This is a genomic window from Pseudomonas sp. KBW05 (genome assembly GCF_003852405.1).
Taxonomy (GTDB): Bacteria; Pseudomonadota; Gammaproteobacteria; order Pseudomonadales; family Pseudomonadaceae; genus Aquipseudomonas.
Genome location: NZ_QAJM01000010.1, coordinates 130,632 through 145,973, shown reverse-complemented (window position 1 = coordinate 145,973; position 15,342 = coordinate 130,632). Strand labels below are relative to the sequence as shown.

The 15,342-nt window shown below is 61.2% G+C and carries 14 protein-coding genes and 1 tRNA gene; 11 read left to right on the top strand and 4 right to left on the bottom strand.

Going from position 1 to position 15,342, the window contains the following annotated elements; all coding sequences use genetic code 11:
* Nucleotides 1-4: 4 nt before the first annotated feature.
* The 5 genes from DBR46_RS11425 (at nucleotide 5) to DBR46_RS11405 (ending at nucleotide 3,059) form a co-directional block, all read left to right on the top strand.
* Nucleotides 5-568 carry a hypothetical protein gene (locus DBR46_RS11425; protein ID WP_124526263.1) on the top strand — a complete coding sequence of 188 codons (564 nt, stop codon included), beginning with the start codon at nucleotides 5-7 and terminating at the stop codon, nucleotides 566-568.
* Nucleotides 569-713: 145 nt separating this feature from the next.
* Nucleotides 714-1,295: a hypothetical protein gene (locus DBR46_RS11420; RefSeq protein WP_124526262.1), complete on the top strand. Its 582-nt coding sequence runs from the start codon at nucleotides 714-716 to the stop codon at nucleotides 1,293-1,295.
* Between the two features lie 44 nt (nucleotides 1,296-1,339).
* On the top strand, nucleotides 1,340-2,020 hold the full coding sequence (locus DBR46_RS11415) for a CsgG/HfaB family protein (RefSeq protein WP_017739196.1): 681 nt from the start codon (nucleotides 1,340-1,342) through the stop codon (nucleotides 2,018-2,020).
* A gap of 29 nt (nucleotides 2,021-2,049) precedes the next feature.
* On the top strand, nucleotides 2,050-2,412 hold the full coding sequence (locus DBR46_RS11410; protein ID WP_124526261.1) for a DUF4810 domain-containing protein: 363 nt from the start codon (nucleotides 2,050-2,052) through the stop codon (nucleotides 2,410-2,412).
* The gene (locus DBR46_RS11405) at nucleotides 2,409-3,059 is read left to right on the top strand and encodes a DUF799 domain-containing protein (RefSeq protein ID WP_124526260.1); all 651 of its coding nucleotides are present in this window, start codon (nucleotides 2,409-2,411) and stop codon (nucleotides 3,057-3,059) included. The genes DBR46_RS11410 and DBR46_RS11405 overlap by 4 nt, the downstream gene beginning before the upstream one ends.
* Nucleotides 3,060-3,142: 83 nt before the next feature.
* On the opposite strand, the gene DBR46_RS11400 is transcribed toward DBR46_RS11405, so the two are convergent.
* Nucleotides 3,143-4,411, bottom strand: coding sequence for a M10 family metallopeptidase C-terminal domain-containing protein (locus DBR46_RS11400; protein ID WP_124526259.1), 1,269 nt, complete (start codon nucleotides 4,409-4,411; stop codon nucleotides 3,143-3,145).
* 655 nt (nucleotides 4,412-5,066) lie between these two features.
* Between DBR46_RS11400 and DBR46_RS11395 the strand changes: the two genes are divergently transcribed.
* The 3 genes from DBR46_RS11395 to DBR46_RS11385 all read left to right on the top strand — a co-directional run bounded on the left by DBR46_RS11395 (nucleotide 5,067) and on the right by DBR46_RS11385 (nucleotide 7,966).
* Nucleotides 5,067-6,710: a VWA domain-containing protein gene (locus DBR46_RS11395; RefSeq protein ID WP_124526258.1), complete on the top strand. Its 1,644-nt coding sequence runs from the start codon at nucleotides 5,067-5,069 to the stop codon at nucleotides 6,708-6,710.
* A 93-nt stretch (nucleotides 6,711-6,803) separates the two neighbouring features.
* Nucleotides 6,804-7,376 (top strand): RNA polymerase sigma factor, encoded by a 573-nt coding sequence (locus DBR46_RS11390; RefSeq protein WP_124526312.1) that lies wholly within the window; start codon nucleotides 6,804-6,806, stop codon nucleotides 7,374-7,376.
* A complete protein-coding gene (locus tag DBR46_RS11385) occupies nucleotides 7,373-7,966 on the top strand; it encodes a hypothetical protein (RefSeq protein ID WP_124526257.1) in 594 nt (197 codons plus the stop codon). Before DBR46_RS11390 ends, DBR46_RS11385 begins: the two co-directional genes overlap by 4 nt.
* A gap of 57 nt (nucleotides 7,967-8,023) precedes the next feature.
* Here DBR46_RS11385 and DBR46_RS11380 read toward each other — a convergent pair.
* Nucleotides 8,024-8,100, bottom strand: a tRNA-Arg gene (locus DBR46_RS11380).
* A gap of 370 nt (nucleotides 8,101-8,470) precedes the next feature.
* On the opposite strand from DBR46_RS11380, the gene gabD reads away from it, so the two are divergent.
* The 3 genes from gabD (at nucleotide 8,471) to DBR46_RS11365 (ending at nucleotide 12,721) form a co-directional block, all read left to right on the top strand.
* A complete protein-coding gene (gene gabD, locus DBR46_RS11375; protein WP_124526256.1) occupies nucleotides 8,471-9,913 on the top strand; it encodes an NADP-dependent succinate-semialdehyde dehydrogenase in 1,443 nt (480 codons plus the stop codon).
* Between the two features lie 182 nt (nucleotides 9,914-10,095).
* Nucleotides 10,096-11,373: a 4-aminobutyrate--2-oxoglutarate transaminase gene (gene gabT / locus DBR46_RS11370; RefSeq protein WP_017734501.1), complete on the top strand. Its 1,278-nt coding sequence runs from the start codon at nucleotides 10,096-10,098 to the stop codon at nucleotides 11,371-11,373.
* Between the two features lie 139 nt (nucleotides 11,374-11,512).
* Nucleotides 11,513-12,721, top strand: a complete 1,209-nt coding sequence (locus tag DBR46_RS11365; protein WP_124526255.1) for an HDOD domain-containing protein — start codon at nucleotides 11,513-11,515, stop codon at nucleotides 12,719-12,721.
* A gap of 148 nt (nucleotides 12,722-12,869) precedes the next feature.
* Here the strand turns inward: DBR46_RS11365 and DBR46_RS11355 are convergent, their stop codons facing one another.
* Together DBR46_RS11355 and desA are read right to left on the bottom strand one after the other, a co-directional pair.
* The gene (locus DBR46_RS11355; protein ID WP_124526253.1) at nucleotides 12,870-13,871 is read right to left on the bottom strand and encodes a sensor domain-containing diguanylate cyclase; all 1,002 of its coding nucleotides are present in this window, start codon (nucleotides 13,869-13,871) and stop codon (nucleotides 12,870-12,872) included.
* Nucleotides 13,872-14,059: 188 nt separating this feature from the next.
* Nucleotides 14,060-15,244: a delta-9 fatty acid desaturase DesA gene (desA, locus tag DBR46_RS11350; protein WP_017735284.1), complete on the bottom strand. Its 1,185-nt coding sequence runs from the start codon at nucleotides 15,242-15,244 to the stop codon at nucleotides 14,060-14,062.
* Nucleotides 15,245-15,342 lie beyond the last annotated feature (98 nt).

The following is a 15,342-nucleotide window of genomic DNA, read 5'->3' as shown; positions in this document are numbered from 1 at the left end:
CTTGATGTTGCTCTGCCTCGCCGCGCTTGCCGGCTGCCAGGGCGTGCCCTATCGCGGCGCCGAGGATCAGGCGCGGATCAACAACGATCTCGCCCTGGCGGCAACCCCGGCGCAGTTCATTCCGTTGCGTTGGGCCTATTCGAACTACGGCATTCAAGACGGCGTGCAGACCGAGGACGCGGTGGCCGTTGTGCAACCCGGGCTGGTCACGCTGGTGGGGTATGAGGGCGGGCGCTATGTGCGCAAGGCCAGCTTCCCGGCGGCGGCGGTGGATTGTGCCTACGTGTTTGACAGCGAGAGCAGTGATCGGCCGGTCTGGCTGTTGCAGCAGGAGCGCTACGTGTTCCTGTCGCCGAGCGACCATCGTGGCAATGGCGATAGGATCCGGCGGGTGCAATTGGTCAAGCAACTGGCGAGCGGCGGTTTCAGGATTCAGACCGATGCCCAGGGGGCGGCTTACCGTGCGACCGGGAAGTCGGAGCGGCAGTTGGTGCTTAATACGGTGATTGGGCATCACATGGAGGAAGTCGCCGAGAACCAGGCGTACAACGTGTGCCGGCCTCAATAATTGCGGTGGTTGAGCGATGGCCCAGGCAACGACAATGCCGAGTGACAGCGCACGCAACTGACCAAATACACTTGAGAACCCCTCCTAACTCCGTAAAATGCCGCGATTGTTTAAAGCTTGATACTGTTCAGGGATGAATTCATACATGCGCACGCTGTTCCTCTTTTTCGCCGTCTGCCTTATGGCAGGCTGCGCCTCCAAGCCGGAGTACTACGTTTCCCCGGCGCCGGTCTCCATTCCCAAGACTGCAACCTTCTGGCTCGACACGCTTGATGTTGAGGTGGTGGGCAAAAACGAGCGTTTCCTGCCCGACGACAAGGTTCGTGCAGCGTTGGGTGTCGATATGGTCAACCGCTTGCTCAAGGCCGGTCGCTACGCCACCAGCAAGGACAAGGCCGACTATCTGCTGGATATGAACATTGTGTACACGCGCCATATCCAGGACTCGAAAGGCGGGCTCGCCACCCTGATCGTCGACGACAACAAGCTGCTGGTCAGTGTCGATTTCAGCTACAAGGTCGCGGTCAAGAAGAACGGCACCGAGGTGCTGCACTTTTCCAAGGCCCTGTATGACCAGGTGCCCGGCGGCGTGATCGGCAACTTCGAGCAGTACAAGACCATGGGCGCCCTGGTGACCAATAAAAGCAACGCCAGTGTCGAAGGCTTCTACTTCAGTGTTTATAGCCGCGACATCGTCAACGACATCCGCAACATTCCCACTCGCTAGTTTTACCTGCTGCACCTGCTGATTTCTCACTCTAGGAGCACTCTGTGAAAGCACTGTCCAAAATCCTGCTGTCGGGCCTCACCGCCGCAGCGCTGCTCGGCGTGGCCGGTTGCGCCACCGAGAGCAATCGCGCTCTGCCGGTGGAAAAAGTCGCCAGCGCCGGTGTGGTCTACAACGGCGTGCGTGTACCGATTGCCGTGGGCAAGTTCGACAACCGCTCCAGCTACATGCGCGGCATCTTCTCCGATGGCGTTGACCGCCTCGGCGGCCAGGCCAAGACCATCCTGATCACCCACTTGCAGCAGACCAATCGCTTCAGCGTGCTGGACCGCGACAACATGGGCGAAATCTCCCAGGAAGCGGCGATCAAAGGCACCGTGCAGAAGCTCAAGGGCGCTGATTACGTGGTCACCGGTGATGTCACCGAGTTCGGCCGCAAAGAAACCGGCGACCGCCAGCTATTCGGCATCCTCGGTCGCGGCAAGACCCAAGTGGCCTACGCCAAAGTCGCGTTGAACATCGTCAACATCAGCACTTCCGAAGTGGTGTATTCCACCCAGGGCGCCGGTGAATACGCGCTGTCCAACCGTGAAGTGGTCGGCTTCGGCGGCACCGCCAGCTACGACTCCACCCTCAATGGCAAGGTCTTGGACCTGGCCATGCGCGAAGCCATCAACCGCTTGGTAGACGGCATCAACGCCGGTGCCTGGAACCCGCGCAACTGATCAGCAACACCTCAAGGAGCAGTACACGGATGAGCAAGGCAGTGAAGTTGGCGCTGATGCTGACAGCAAGCGCAGTAGTCGCCGGGTGCCACACGGCGCCCCAGCCCCTGTATCAGTGGGAAAGCTACCAGCCGCAGGTTTACGAGTACTTCAAGGGCGAGCCCAAGGAAGCGCAGGTCGAGGCGCTGGAACGGGATCTGCAAAAGATCAACGCCAGTGGCCGTAAAGCCCCGCCGGGTTACCACGCGCACCTGGGCATGCTGTACCTGAGCATGGGCAAGGACGACCAGATGGTGCAGGAGTTTCGCACCGAGAAGGCGCTGTTCCCCGAGTCCGCTTCCTACATGGACTTTTTGCTGAAAAACGCCAAGACCGGAGTCGCCGCTAAATGAGCCTTTTGAAACTCACCGGCGCCTTGCTGGCCCTGGCCTTGCTCGGCGGTTGCGCCGCGCCCAAGACCGTGGATTACACGGCGTACAAACAGGCACGGCCCAAGTCGATCCTGGTCCTGCCGCCGCTCAATGAGTCGCCGGAAGTGCAGGCGTCCTACAGCCTGGTGTCGCAAGTCACCTACCCGTTGGCCGAAGCCGGCTACTACGTGTTGCCGATTGCCCTGGTGGACGAAACCTTCCGCCAGAACGGCCTGACCACCGCCAACGATATCCAGGCGGTGCCAGCGACCAAACTGCATGACATCTTCGGCGCGGATGCGGCGCTGTACATCACCGTCACCGAGTACGGCACCAAGTACATGCTGATCTCCAGCGATACGGCGGTGACGGCCTCGGCCAAACTGGTCGACCTGCGCACCGGTACCACCCTGTGGACCGGTTCGGCGCGGGCCTCCAGCGAGGAAGGCAACAACAACGGCGGCGGCCTGGTGGGTATGCTGATCACGGCGGCGGTCAAGCAGGTGATCAACAGTTCTACCGACGCGGCGCATCCGATTGCCGGTATCACCAGTGCGCGCCTGCTGTCGCCGGGGCAACGCACGGGGATCCTGTACGGTCCGCGTAACCCGAAGTACGGTACTGACTAAGTTCTAGGCGCCGCAGGACAAGGCCCTTCCCGGTACTGACCGGGGAGGGCCTTTGTCGTTGTGGGTGGCGCTTTGCGTTGTTTTCAGCCGCGGCGACGGCTCAGGCGATAACGACTGTTTGCAACGGTTTGAACGATATCGTCGGGTTTGACCCGCCCGTGCGTCTTGATCAGCAGGTCGGCGCGGCCGTTGCCGTCCAGGTCGATGGAGACACTGCCTTTGCCGGTGGTTTCGTCATACGTCAGCAGCGTCTCGCCCGCCTTGCCGTTGAAGGCTTGGACAAAGCTCAGTGACGACGCGCGGGCTTTTTGCATGGCGCCTGACACATCGATCTTGTCGGTGCCGCCGGTGAAGTCCAGAAGCGTGTCGGGTTGCTCGGGGGTGGAGTCAAGGGCGTTGTTGTAGACGAACGTATCCGCGCCGCCGCCGCCGCGCTTCTGGTCCGCGCCCGCGCCGCCCGTGAGCCGGTTGTCGGCGTCATTGCCGATCAACGCGTCGTGGCCTGAGCCGCCGATGGCGTTTTCGATGGTGCAGCCCCTCGCGATGGATAGGTTGCCCTTGAGCCCGCCAACATCTGAAAACGCACCGGCCTTGAGGTTGATAAGCTGGTTGGCGCGATAGCCGGAAACGTCCACGGTGTCATTGCCGCCGCCGTCCCAGATGCAGGCGATAAGGCGGTCTCGCGCAGAATTTAGGCTGTAGTAATCGCGCTGGGTATTGGAGTTGAAACCGTAGGTATTGTCCTCTTTGCGTGTCTGATGATTGACGCCGTATTTTTTCTGGATCGCGGCAATGTCATCCATCATCGGCGCAAGGGGTTTGGCGCCCAGCTGTTTGCCACTGCTTTTATCGCCGAAGTAACTCATGACGGTGTGGGCGGTGGAGTCTTGTGCATAAGCGCGTTGGCTTTCCGAGGCGCTGCCGTCGTAGTTGCCAGGGTGCTTCAAGCCAAGGGCATGCCCGATCTCATGAGTCATCACCACGCGCGTTGCCATGCGTGGGCTGTAGAGGGTTGCGCCGCCACCTCCGCGCCCGGGCGTTGGGTAAGTACCCTGGGCGGTACGCACGCTATTTGAAATACCAAAGGTCACGCGACCTTCGGCGGTATTGCCGTTTTCGGTGAATTTCAGGTTGGCGATATCACTATAGGAAATTAAAGAACGTCGTGCTTCCTGTTTCTGCGCTTCGTTAAATCCGCGATTGTTAAATGAAAAACCTATCTCAGTCTGGTTGTTCTGGTTGGTGTCGCGCCAAGTGGCCACGCCGCGCGTGAGCTGCTCGATAATCTGTTGTTTGTCGTAGGAGCGCTTATTCACTTTGGCGATGTAAGGATCGTCCGGACGTTGGGTCATGTCCTTGCCATCCCAGGTGTGGGGGCTGGGTCTGTCGGGGCTCGGAGGAAGTGTGCGGCGCTCGGGACGGGACGGCGTCTGGTCGGGCCGGGGATTCGGGCGAAGGGTTGGGCGCGTGAAAGGTCGCAGCCACGGGTGAGTGACAAATGGTTGGATGAAGGGGCGGAAGATCATTGGAATATTGAACGGGCGCAAAAAACGTTGTGGGCGCTGAGGGGCGCTGTAGGGCGCGAAAAAGGTAGGCACGCGAGAATGTATTTTCATTGTTATTCCGGTAAACGCTGCTTATTTTTCCTTAGTAAAGTCTGTAGGCAAAATCCTTTTGCGGCGCAACAAGTTCGCATTGCGCAAACCGGTTTCCAATCGCCCAACTGTTACCTGATGGTGGTTTAAGAAGCGCTGTCGCATGCTGTTGCAGCTATCAGGGGTATGGTTTTTTTTGTGCGTGGGCTGGCGTAGGGCGAGTTCCAACTTTGTTTGTCTCGTTGTTTCTCGAAAAACCAGCCGATGGACAAAAAAAGAACCACACACGGCATTACAAGACCGCGTCATCTGCCGTAGCGGTTTAAGAAAAAAACTCGGTGTTTAACCCGAGCACCGATCCTGTCGCGTCTGAAGGAGTGAACGCTTCATTCACGCCCGAGGTTCAGCCGCCATGTCTCGTCTTTTCTTGCCGCTCCTGCGCCCTGTCGCACAAGGCGTTGCCATCACCACCTGCATGGCAATGGCCGGTTGTGGCGTGGCCACGTCCCCAGACACTGCCATGCCCCGCGAGGCCACGACGGTCACGCCCAGCATCGCGCCGGCACGCCTCGAAGGGGCTCTGGTCAAACGTGTGGTTTCAGCACCAATGGCGGCGCCGTTGATGATGAGTGATGAGCGCGTGAATCAATATCGCAGCGAGCCTGGAGAGCAATACGAACGCCTGCCGGACAACCCGGTGCAGCGTGTCGCCGAAATGCCCGTCTCGACCTTCAGTGTTGACGTGGACACCGGCAGCTTCGCTAACGTACGACGCTTCCTCAACCAAGGTAGCCTGCCACCCGAAGGGGCTGTGCGACTGGAGGAAATGGTCAACTACTTCCCCTACCGCTATGCACTGCCCAGCGATGGCTCGCCGTTTGGCGTGAGCACCGAAGTCGCGGCCACGCCGTGGAACCCACACACCCAGCTGTTGCGCATCGGCATCCGCGCATCCGACCGTGCCGTGGCGGACCTGGCGCCGGCCAACCTGGTGTTTCTGGTGGATGTGTCTGGTTCCATGGACCGTCGCGAAGGTTTGCCGCTGGTGAAAAGCACCCTGAAATTGCTGGTGGATCAGTTGCGTGAGCAGGACCGTGTGTCACTGGTGGTCTATGCCGGCGAGTCGCGCGTGGTGCTGCAGCCCACCTCCGGTCGCGAAAAGGCCAAGATCCGTAACGCCATCGATCAACTGACGGCTGGCGGCTCGACCGCTGGCGCATCGGGTATCGAACTGGCCTACCAGATGGCTCGCGAAGGGTTTATCGACAAGGGCATCAACCGCATCCTGCTGGCCACCGACGGTGACTTCAATGTGGGCATCAGCGATTTTGACAGCCTCAAGCAGATGGCTGCCCAGCAGCGCAAAAGCGGCGTATCCCTGACGACCTTGGGGTTCGGTGTGGATAACTACAACGAACACCTGATGGAGCAACTGGCCGATGCCGGTGACGGCAACTACGCCTACATCGATAACCTGCGCGAAGCACGCAAAGTGCTGGTGGATCAACTCAGCTCGACCTTGGCGGTGGTGGCACGGGATGTGAAATTGCAGGTGGAATTCAACCCGGCACGCGTCAGCGAATATCGCCTGCTCGGCTATGAAAATCGCGCCTTGAAACGTGAGGATTTCAGCAACGATAAGGTTGACGCGGGTGAGATTGGTGCGGGGCATACGGTCACGGCATTGTATGAAATCGTGCCAACGGGCGCGAAAGGCTGGCTGGAGCCGTTGCGCTATACCGCTGCGCCCAAGGCGCAACACAACACCGATGAACTGGCAATGTTGCGTGTGCGCTACAAGCCTGCTGCGGGCGGCGCTAGCCAGTTGATCGAGCGGCCTATCCACAACGAACCCACCCAAGCCAGCGACGACCTGCGTTTCTCGGCGGCCGTGGCAGCCTTCGCCCAACAGCTCAAGGGCGATGGCCGCTACACTGGCAGCATGAGCTTGCAGGACACCGCTGCACTGGCCCGTTCGGCCCGCGGCGATGACCCGTTCGGGCTGCGAAATGAGTTTGTGCAATTGGTGGAATTGGCGCAGAGCCTCAAACACTGATTGCGAATACAACAACGATCCACTGTGGGACCCGACAAGCCCGGCTCCCACAGGGAGCCTGCATTGATCCATCGAAAGGAGTTCGCCATCGACATGGCCGTTCCAGATGAACTGCCCAGCGACGAATCGCTGCTGGCCCGCTACCGAACCGGTGACGGTGCCGCGTTCGAAGCCTTGTACGCGCGGCACCGCCAAGGCCTCTACCGCTTCCTGGTGTCCCTGAGCAACAAAGCCGAACTGGCTGAGGAAATCTACCAGGAGACCTGGCTCAGCCTGATCCGTAGCACCACCCAGCCACAGGGTCGGGCGAGTTTTCGTACGTGGTTGTTTCAGATTGCCCGCAACCGCCTGATCGACCACTGGCGCAAGCATGGCATCCACAACCCACTGCACGACAGCTACGACGAGCAGCTGCATGCCCAGGCCGACGACGCCGCCGGCCCCGAGCAGCAACTGAGCCTGAGCCGCGACCAGGCGCGGCTCGACGCTGCGCTGCAAGACCTGCCCGAAGACCAGCGCGAAGTCTTCCTGCTGCGCCTGCACGGCGACCTCGAAGTGCCGCAAATCGCCGCGCTCACCCAGGCTCCGCTGGAAACCGTAAAAAGCCGCCTGCGCTACGCCCAGCAGAAACTGCGCCGCCTGCTGGCCGAGGAGATACCCGCATGACAGACTCCCGACATAGTTCAGATTCCGACGACGTGCTGCTCCAGCACTACCGTCAACACAGCACGGGCGAGCCACCCGCGTCCCTTGACGCCTTCATCCTCGCCACCGCCCGCCGCGAAGCCCCGGCACCGCAACCAAGCCTGTGGCAACGTTGGGTGCAAGCCTGCCAACGGCCGCGCTGGCAAATGGCATTTGCCACCGTCGCCGGTTTGGCGCTGATGGTTGGCGTGGTCACGCGCTCGCCTGTGCCGGCTCCGGAAATTTCCACTGCGACTTTCTCGGCACTGCATGAAGAGACTGCCAGTCCGCCGCCGCCAATGATGTCTGCCCCAGCGCCAGTGGCGCGAATGGCCGCTGCACCCAGGGCCGAGAGTGCGCAAGTGATGGGCTCGATGGCAGATGAGTCCACCGCCAAACTCAGCAAACGTGCGCCGGTGGCGTTGCCTTCGTTGGAGGAGGGGTTGCGGGAGATTGTGAGATTGCGGGCGGCGGGGGAGAGTAAAGCGGCGGATGAACAGCTGCTGGCACTGCATGAGCGCTTTCCCGAGGAGGATTTGCCAGCGCGGTTGGAGGCGTTGAAACAACGTTGATTCAACGTTCACAAAAAAGCCCCAGGTCTTTCGACCTGGGGCTTTTTCATCTGGATCTGGTGCACCCGGCGGGATTCGAACCCACGACCCCTGCCTTCGGAGGGCAGTACTCTATCCAGCTGAGCTACGGATGCTTGTGCGGGCGACATCATACCCATGTCGCCCTTGGGCGTCCATGCTGGTTTTTGGCCGCTGAACCGTAGGAAATCGGCGCGCTGGCGGCCTAAGTCGGGCGCCGCCGCTCAAGGCGTGGGAACCGGGGCCAATCACGCTGATCCGAAAGATTCGGCAAATGCGCCGTTTTCGTTCTTTTTTTCGAACAGACTATTGCCCTGTACCCCCATTGATCCTAGGATTCGTTTGAGATTTCAAACGCTCTGTCTCCCGCGTGCGCTTCACTTGTTTCGTGCGCTGGGGCTGATTTCCCTGACGGCAGCCCACAAGGCGCCTTTCAACAACTCTAATTCGCTCCGCGTGCGCGCGGTGCTGTTAAGGAAAGCCGACATGCAGCTTAAAGATGCCCAGTTGTTCCGCCAGCAAGCCTTTATCGATGGTGCTTGGGTCGATGCGGACAACGGTCAGACCATCAAGGTCAACAACCCTGCCACGGGCGAGATTCTCGGTACCGTGCCAAAGATGGGCGCCGCGGAAACCCGCCGCGCCATCGAAGCCGCCGACAACGCCTTGCCGGTCTGGCGTGCGCTGACCGCCAAGGAGCGCGCGAATAAGCTGCGCCGTTGGTTCGAGCTGCTGATCGAAAACCAGGACGACCTCGCGCGCCTGATGACCCTCGAACAAGGCAAGCCGCTGGCCGAAGCCAAGGGCGAAATCGTCTACGCCGCATCCTTTATCGAGTGGTTCGCCGAAGAAGCCAAGCGCATCTACGGTGACGTGATCCCCGGCCACCAGCCCGACAAGCGCCTGATCGTGATCAAGCAGCCGATCGGCGTGACCGCTGCCATCACCCCGTGGAACTTCCCGGCCGCGATGATCACCCGTAAAGCCGGCCCGGCCCTGGCCGCCGGTTGCACCATGGTCATCAAGCCCGCTTCGCAAACCCCGTTCTCGGCCCTGGCCCTGGTTGAGCTGGCGCACCGTGCCGGTATCCCGAAAGGCGTGCTGAGTGTGGTCACCGGCAGCGCCGGCGACATCGGCGGCGAGCTGACCGGCAACCCGATCGTGCGTAAATTGTCCTTCACCGGCTCGACAGAAATCGGTCGCCAGCTGATGGCCGAATGCGCCAAGGACATCAAGAAAGTTTCCCTGGAGCTGGGCGGCAACGCGCCGTTCATCGTGTTCGACGACGCCGACCTGGATAAGGCCGTCGAAGGCGCGATCATCTCCAAGTACCGCAACAACGGCCAGACCTGCGTCTGCGCCAACCGCCTGTACATTCAGGATTCGGTGTACGACGCGTTCGCGGAAAAATTGAAAGTGGCCGTGGCCAAGTTGAAGATCGGCAACGGTCTGGAGGACGGCACCACCACAGGTCCCTTGATCGACGAAAAGGCCGTGGCCAAGGTGCAGGAACATATCGCCGATGCCCTGAGCAAAGGCGCGACGTTGCTGGCGGGCGGCAAGGTTATGGAAGGCAACTTCTTCGAGCCGACCATCCTCACCAACGTGCCGAAAAACGCCGCCGTGGCGAAGGAAGAAACCTTCGGCCCGCTGGCGCCGCTGTTCCGTTTCAAAGACGAAGCCGAAGTGATCGCGATGTCCAACGACACCGAGTTCGGCCTGGCTTCCTACTTCTACGCCCGCGACCTGGGCCGTGTGTTCCGTGTGGCCGAAGCCCTGGAATACGGCATGGTCGGCGTCAATACCGGGTTGATCTCCAACGAAGTGGCGCCGTTCGGCGGCATCAAGGCCTCGGGCCTGGGCCGTGAAGGCTCCAAGTACGGGATCGAGGATTACCTGGAAATCAAATACCTCTGCCTGGGCATCTAAGCCCTGTAAGAGATTGCAATAAACGCAGAGGGCACGAGAGCGCTGACCCTTTGCGTGTTTCAAGACGTTATTCGTAGTGGCCGGGAACGCTGTGGCAGTCGATCATCGCATGCTGCCGCAGTTGCCTCCCCGCCACGTATTCCTTGGACCCCGCCACCCGATGAGTGGCGAATGAGGACTTTATGAGCAAGACCAACGCATCCCTGATGAAACGCCGCGAAGCCGCTGTACCGCGCGGTGTTGGCCAGATCCACCCGATCTTCGCCGAATCCGCGAAGAACGCCACGGTGACCGACGTTGAAGGTCGCGAGTTCATCGACTTCGCCGGCGGTATCGCCGTGCTGAACACCGGCCACGTGCATCCGAAAATCATCGCCGCCGTGACCGAGCAGCTGAACAAGCTGACTCACACCTGCTTCCAGGTATTGGCCTACGAGCCCTACGTCGAAGTGTGCGAGAAAGTGAACGCCAAGGTGCCAGGCGATTTCGCCAAGAAAACCCTGCTGGTCACCACCGGTTCCGAAGCGGTGGAAAACGCCGTGAAGATTGCCCGTGCCGCCACTGGCCGCGCCGGCGTGATCGCCTTCACCGGCGCCTACCACGGCCGCACCATGATGACCCTGGGTCTCACCGGTAAAGTCGTGCCGTACTCGGCCGGCATGGGCCTGATGCCAGGCGGCGTGTTCCGCGCGCTGTACCCGAACGAGCTGCACGGTGTGAGCGACGACGACTCCATCGCCAGCATCGAACGCATCTTCAAGAACGATGCCGAGCCGCGTGATATCGCTGCAATCATCATCGAGCCGGTGCAGGGCGAAGGCGGTTTCTACGTCGCGCCGAAATCCTTCATGAAGCGCCTGCGCGAACTGTGCGACAAGCACGGCATCCTGCTGATCGCCGACGAAGTGCAAACTGGTGCCGGCCGTACCGGTACTTTCTTCGCCATGGAACAGATGGGCGTTGCTGCCGACCTGACCACCTTCGCCAAATCCATCGCCGGTGGCTTCCCGCTGGCCGGTGTGTGCGGCAAGGCTGAATACATGGACGCCATCGCCCCTGGTGGCCTGGGCGGCACCTACGCCGGTAGCCCGATCGCGTGCGCGGCTGCGCTGGCGGTGATGGAAGTGTTCGAAGAAGAGCACCTGCTGGACCGTTGCAAGTCCGTCGGCGAGCGTCTGGTCACTGGCCTGAAAGCCATCCAGGCCAAGTACCCGGTGATCGGTGACGTGCGTGCCCTGGGCGCGATGATCGCCGTCGAGCTGTTCGACGGTGGCGACACCCACAAGCCAAACGCTGCGGCCGTGGCTGCCGTGGTAGCCAAGGCGCGTGACAAGGGCCTGATCCTGTTGAGCTGCGGCACCTACGGCAACGTGTTGCGCGTACTGGTCCCGCTGACTGCGCCGGACGAGCTGTTGGACAAAGGCCTGGCGATCATCGAAGAGTGCTTCTCCGAGCTGTAAGCGCAAGCTGACCTGATCGACAGAAAAAACCCGCTTCGGCGGGTTTTTTTGTGCCCGATACAGCACATTCAGCCCAGGTTCATTGTACGTACCCGCCTCCATTGACTAAGGTGCAAGCATTGCCGATGGAGCGTGCTGGATGACTGCTGTTGATTTACCCGCTGTACCCCGCGTGTTGATTGCAGAAGCGGACCCTTGGTCGCGGGACCTGCTCAAGCAAGTGTTGTTGAACGTGCGCTGTGACGCACGGCTGGATGTGTGTGCCGACGGTCAGCAAGCGGCTACCTTGCTGCGGGAAAAAGCCTACGACCTGATCCTGGCCGATTGGGAGTTGCCGGGCATCGATGGCCTGAGCCTGCTGCGCAGCGTGCGCCAGCAGCGCCGCTCGCCCGCGCTGCCTTTCATTCTGCTGAGCAGCCGCAATGACAGCGCCAGTGTGCGTGAAGCCCTGCCCCTGGCGCCCACGGCCTACCTGACCAAACCCCTGAACATGGAAAGCCTGACCCAGCGCCTGCAAGACCTGCTGCTCAATGAAGGCGAAACGGTGTACTGCGAAATTCCGCCGCTGGCGCCGGGCATCACCTTGCCGGCGTTCCTGGAGCGCCGTCGCGAGGCCTCTGATGGCGCTCCGTTGCGCGTGGATGTGAAAGACGCCGTCCAAAAAAGCCTTGGCCCCGAGGGCCTGGACCTCAAGCGCCTGGAAGACCAGGTGCGCATGGACCCGCAAATCACCGCCGTGCTGATTGCCGCCGCCAACAGCGCCGGCCATCACGGCACGCCGGTGCAAACCCTGCCGGCGGCGTTGCACAAGCTGGCTGCCGGGCAAAGCATGAACCTGATCCTCGGCCTGTCCCTCAAGCACAACGTGGTGCTGGGGGATGCGGCTCTGGTGGCCTATGCCGAGCGTCACTGGCAGTTGTCCCAGGACACCGCCGACTACGCGCGACGCCTGGCGCGCATGCTGGAATTGGATCACGAGCGCTGCTACAGCGCCGGCATCCTGCATCGGCTCGGTGACCTGGCGTTGTTGCGCTGCCTGGAAGACTGGTGCCAGGGCGGCGGCGCGTTGGATGACGAGGCGATCGGCGAGGCGCTCTACACCTTCGGTGCCGCCTATGGCTCAGCGTTGCGTGCGCGTTGGCGCTTGCCCCATGAGCTGCGCCAGTTGATCGCGGCGATCTACTCGCTGGAGGGCGGGGTGTATGCGCGGGATGCGCTGGTGGTGAACCTGGCGGCGCAGATGGCGCGGTTGACTGAGCATGAAGGGTTGGAGGTGCTGGCGGCGGGCAAGACGGCGCGATTGCTCAAGGTTGGCTTGTCGGAGCTAATGCGCGTGCGCAAGGCCTAGAGAACAATGAGATCCAAATGTGGGAGCGGGCTTGTGTGGGAGCGGGCTTGCTCGCGAAGGCGGTGTATCAGTCAATCAATCCTGCGACTGACACTCCGCATTCGCGAGCAAGCCCGCTCCCACATTGGATCTTTGTTGCGGCAGATATTTAGCTGGCGACGACGCGATTCTTGCCCAGCCGCTTGGCCTCATACATCGCCGCATCCGCGCGGGCGAACAGGCTGTCCAACGTCGAGTCCTCTTCGCTCAGGCTAGCCAAACCCTGACTGACGGTCACCGTAAACGCCAAACCTTCATAGCTGAAACTCAGCGCCTGGATTTCCTTGCCCAACCGCTCCGCCACCTGCAACGCCATGTCCGGCGCACAACCGGGCAGGACCGCGGCGAATTCTTCGCCGCCAATGCGCCCGAACAGGTCGCCACGACGCAATACCCCGCGACCGCTCTCGGCGATACGCCGCAGCACCTGGTCGCCCTCCAGGTGGCCGTAGGAGTCGTTGACGTCCTTGAAGTCATCGATGTCCAGCAACAGAAACGCCAAGGGCGCGCCTTGGGCGCAGGCGCTGTCGAATGCCTGGTTGGCGCATTCGAAGAAGTGCCGGCGGTTGCTGCTCTGGGTCAGCACGTCGGTGGTGGCGAGGCGATGCAGTTCCAGTTCCAGCTGCTTTTTCTCGGTGATGTCTTCGGCCATGCCGACTACGATCACCGGCTCGCCAGGTTCGACTTGCTGGTTGATGTAGCACTTGTCGCTGAGCCAGCGGATCTGCCCGTCAGCGGTGATGATGCGGTACTCGCGGTCTTCCACGGCGCCCTGTTCCAGCACGCGGGCGAGGCTGTGTTCGGCGTAGTCGAGGTCTTCGGGGTGAATGCTGTTGCGCCATTCCCGGTGGTCGGCCAACAGCAAGCCGGCCGAACGCCCAAATACCCGTTCGTAGGCCGGGCTCACGTACAGCACGCGGCGCGTTTGCCAATCGATGGCCCACAGCACGGCGTTCACGCTGACCAATAGTGAACTGAGCAATTGTTCGCGCTCGCTCAGCCGCTCGACTTCGCCCTGGGCGTGCATCAGCGCCAGCAGGGTCGCCGCCGCTGCGGGGCGCGGGTGCTCAGCGCTGGGAGGATCGGGCAGGTAGGGCTTTTCGTGAACCATCGGCACAACTCTCTCTGGGCGCGCCGCAGGATGGAACAGCGGTCACAACAAGGGGCCACCATGATGGCGAAGTGTTCATTGAGAGAGGCGAATTGCAGTGAAGTTCCGTCATCGGGCGCGATTGACGGTGTCCGAGAAATGGCGCCAAAAAGCCGGTGGGTGGGAGGGCAAGCCCTCCCACCGTAGGCTCAGACCGCTGCAGGACGCAGGGAATAGGTCTTCAATTGGTGGGCAAAGTCGCGCAGGGACTGGATGCCGCTGGCCTCGGCCTCATGCACCCATTCCTTGATGGCGGCGAGCATGTCGTGGCCATTGGTGCTGGTCTTGAGCCAGATCTGTTGCAGCGCCAGGCGCTTCTCGTAGATCACTTTCAGTGCCTGGCTGTGTTCCAGCATGCCCTGGATGCGCAGGTGATGACGCTCATCCAGCAGGCTGGTCTCCCGCGACAGCAGGCGCTTGGCGCGATGGAACTGGTGGCGCACCGAGTGATCGACCTTCTCCAGCTCTTGCTTGACCAGCGGGCCGATCACCAGCTTGCGGTACTGGGCCATGATCTGGAAGCGGTTGTTGAGGATCGCCATCGCGGTGTCCATGTCCAGGTGGCCCTTGCCCTCGACGCGGTGGGCAATCGGCGCCACGCGCTGCACCTTGGCCAGGCGCAGCCAACTGAACACCTTGATCCAGGCCCAGCCCAGGTCGAACTCCCACTTCTTCACCGACAGCTTGGCGGAGTTGGGGTAGGTGTGATGGTTGTTGTGCAGCTCTTCGCCACCGACGATGATGCCCCACGGCACCAGGTTGGTCGCCGCGTCACGGCATTCGAAGTTGCGATAGCCCACGGCATGGCCCAGGCCGTTGATCACGCCGGCGGCCCAGAACGGGATCCACATCATCTGGATCGCCCAGATGGTGATGCCGATGGTGCCGAACAGCAGCAGGTCGATCACGCCCATGATCGCCACGCCCAGCAGCGGGTAGGGCGTGTAGATCTTGCGTTCGATCCAGTCGTCCGGGCAGTTTTTGCCGTAGATGCGCAAGGTCTCGGGGTTTTCCGCTTCGGCGCGGTACAGTTCGGCACCTTTGCGCAACACGGTGGACAGGCCTTTGATCACCGGGCTGTGCGGGTCATCGACGGTTTCGCATTTGGCGTGGTGTTTGCGGTGGATGGCAGTCCACTCGCGGGTGTTCTGCGCCGTGGTCAGCCACAGCCAGAAACGGAAGAAGTGTTTCAGGCCGGCATTGAGTTCCAGGGAACGATGGGCTGAATAGCGGTGCAGATAGACGGTGACCCCAACGATGGTCACGTGGGTCATCAACAGAGTGACTGCCACCAGTTGCCAGGCTGACAGGTCAAGAAAACCGTTGTACCACATAGGCTGTATGGCCCTCAGATAAAGAAAAAAACAGCTCACGCATTATCACTAAGCCTACAGAGAAAACCAGCCACCCTTTCAGATAGGAGTGACGGGAT

Bases quoted from the DNA above. Each gene is read 5' to 3' on its own strand.
- DBR46_RS11425 (WP_124526263.1), top strand. From the start codon at position 5: ATGTTGCTCTGCCTCGCCGCGCTTGCCGGCTGCCAGGGCGTGCCCTAT.
- DBR46_RS11420 (WP_124526262.1), top strand. From the start codon at position 714: ATGCGCACGCTGTTCCTCTTTTTCGCCGTCTGCCTTATGGCAGGCTGC.
- DBR46_RS11410 (WP_124526261.1), top strand. From the start codon at position 2,050: ATGAGCAAGGCAGTGAAGTTGGCGCTGATGCTGACAGCAAGCGCAGTA.
- DBR46_RS11405 (WP_124526260.1), top strand. From the start codon at position 2,409: ATGAGCCTTTTGAAACTCACCGGCGCCTTGCTGGCCCTGGCCTTGCTC.
- DBR46_RS11400 (WP_124526259.1), bottom strand. From the start codon at position 4,411: ATGACCCAACGTCCGGACGATCCTTACATCGCCAAAGTGAATAAGCGC.
- DBR46_RS11395 (WP_124526258.1), top strand. From the start codon at position 5,067: ATGTCTCGTCTTTTCTTGCCGCTCCTGCGCCCTGTCGCACAAGGCGTT.
- DBR46_RS11390 (WP_124526312.1), top strand. From the start codon at position 6,804: ATGGCCGTTCCAGATGAACTGCCCAGCGACGAATCGCTGCTGGCCCGC.
- DBR46_RS11385 (WP_124526257.1), top strand. From the start codon at position 7,373: ATGACAGACTCCCGACATAGTTCAGATTCCGACGACGTGCTGCTCCAG.
- gabD (WP_124526256.1), top strand. From the start codon at position 8,471: ATGCAGCTTAAAGATGCCCAGTTGTTCCGCCAGCAAGCCTTTATCGAT.
- gabT (WP_017734501.1), top strand. From the start codon at position 10,096: ATGAGCAAGACCAACGCATCCCTGATGAAACGCCGCGAAGCCGCTGTA.
- DBR46_RS11365 (WP_124526255.1), top strand. From the start codon at position 11,513: ATGACTGCTGTTGATTTACCCGCTGTACCCCGCGTGTTGATTGCAGAA.
- DBR46_RS11355 (WP_124526253.1), bottom strand. From the start codon at position 13,871: ATGGTTCACGAAAAGCCCTACCTGCCCGATCCTCCCAGCGCTGAGCAC.
- desA (WP_017735284.1), bottom strand. From the start codon at position 15,244: ATGTGGTACAACGGTTTTCTTGACCTGTCAGCCTGGCAACTGGTGGCA.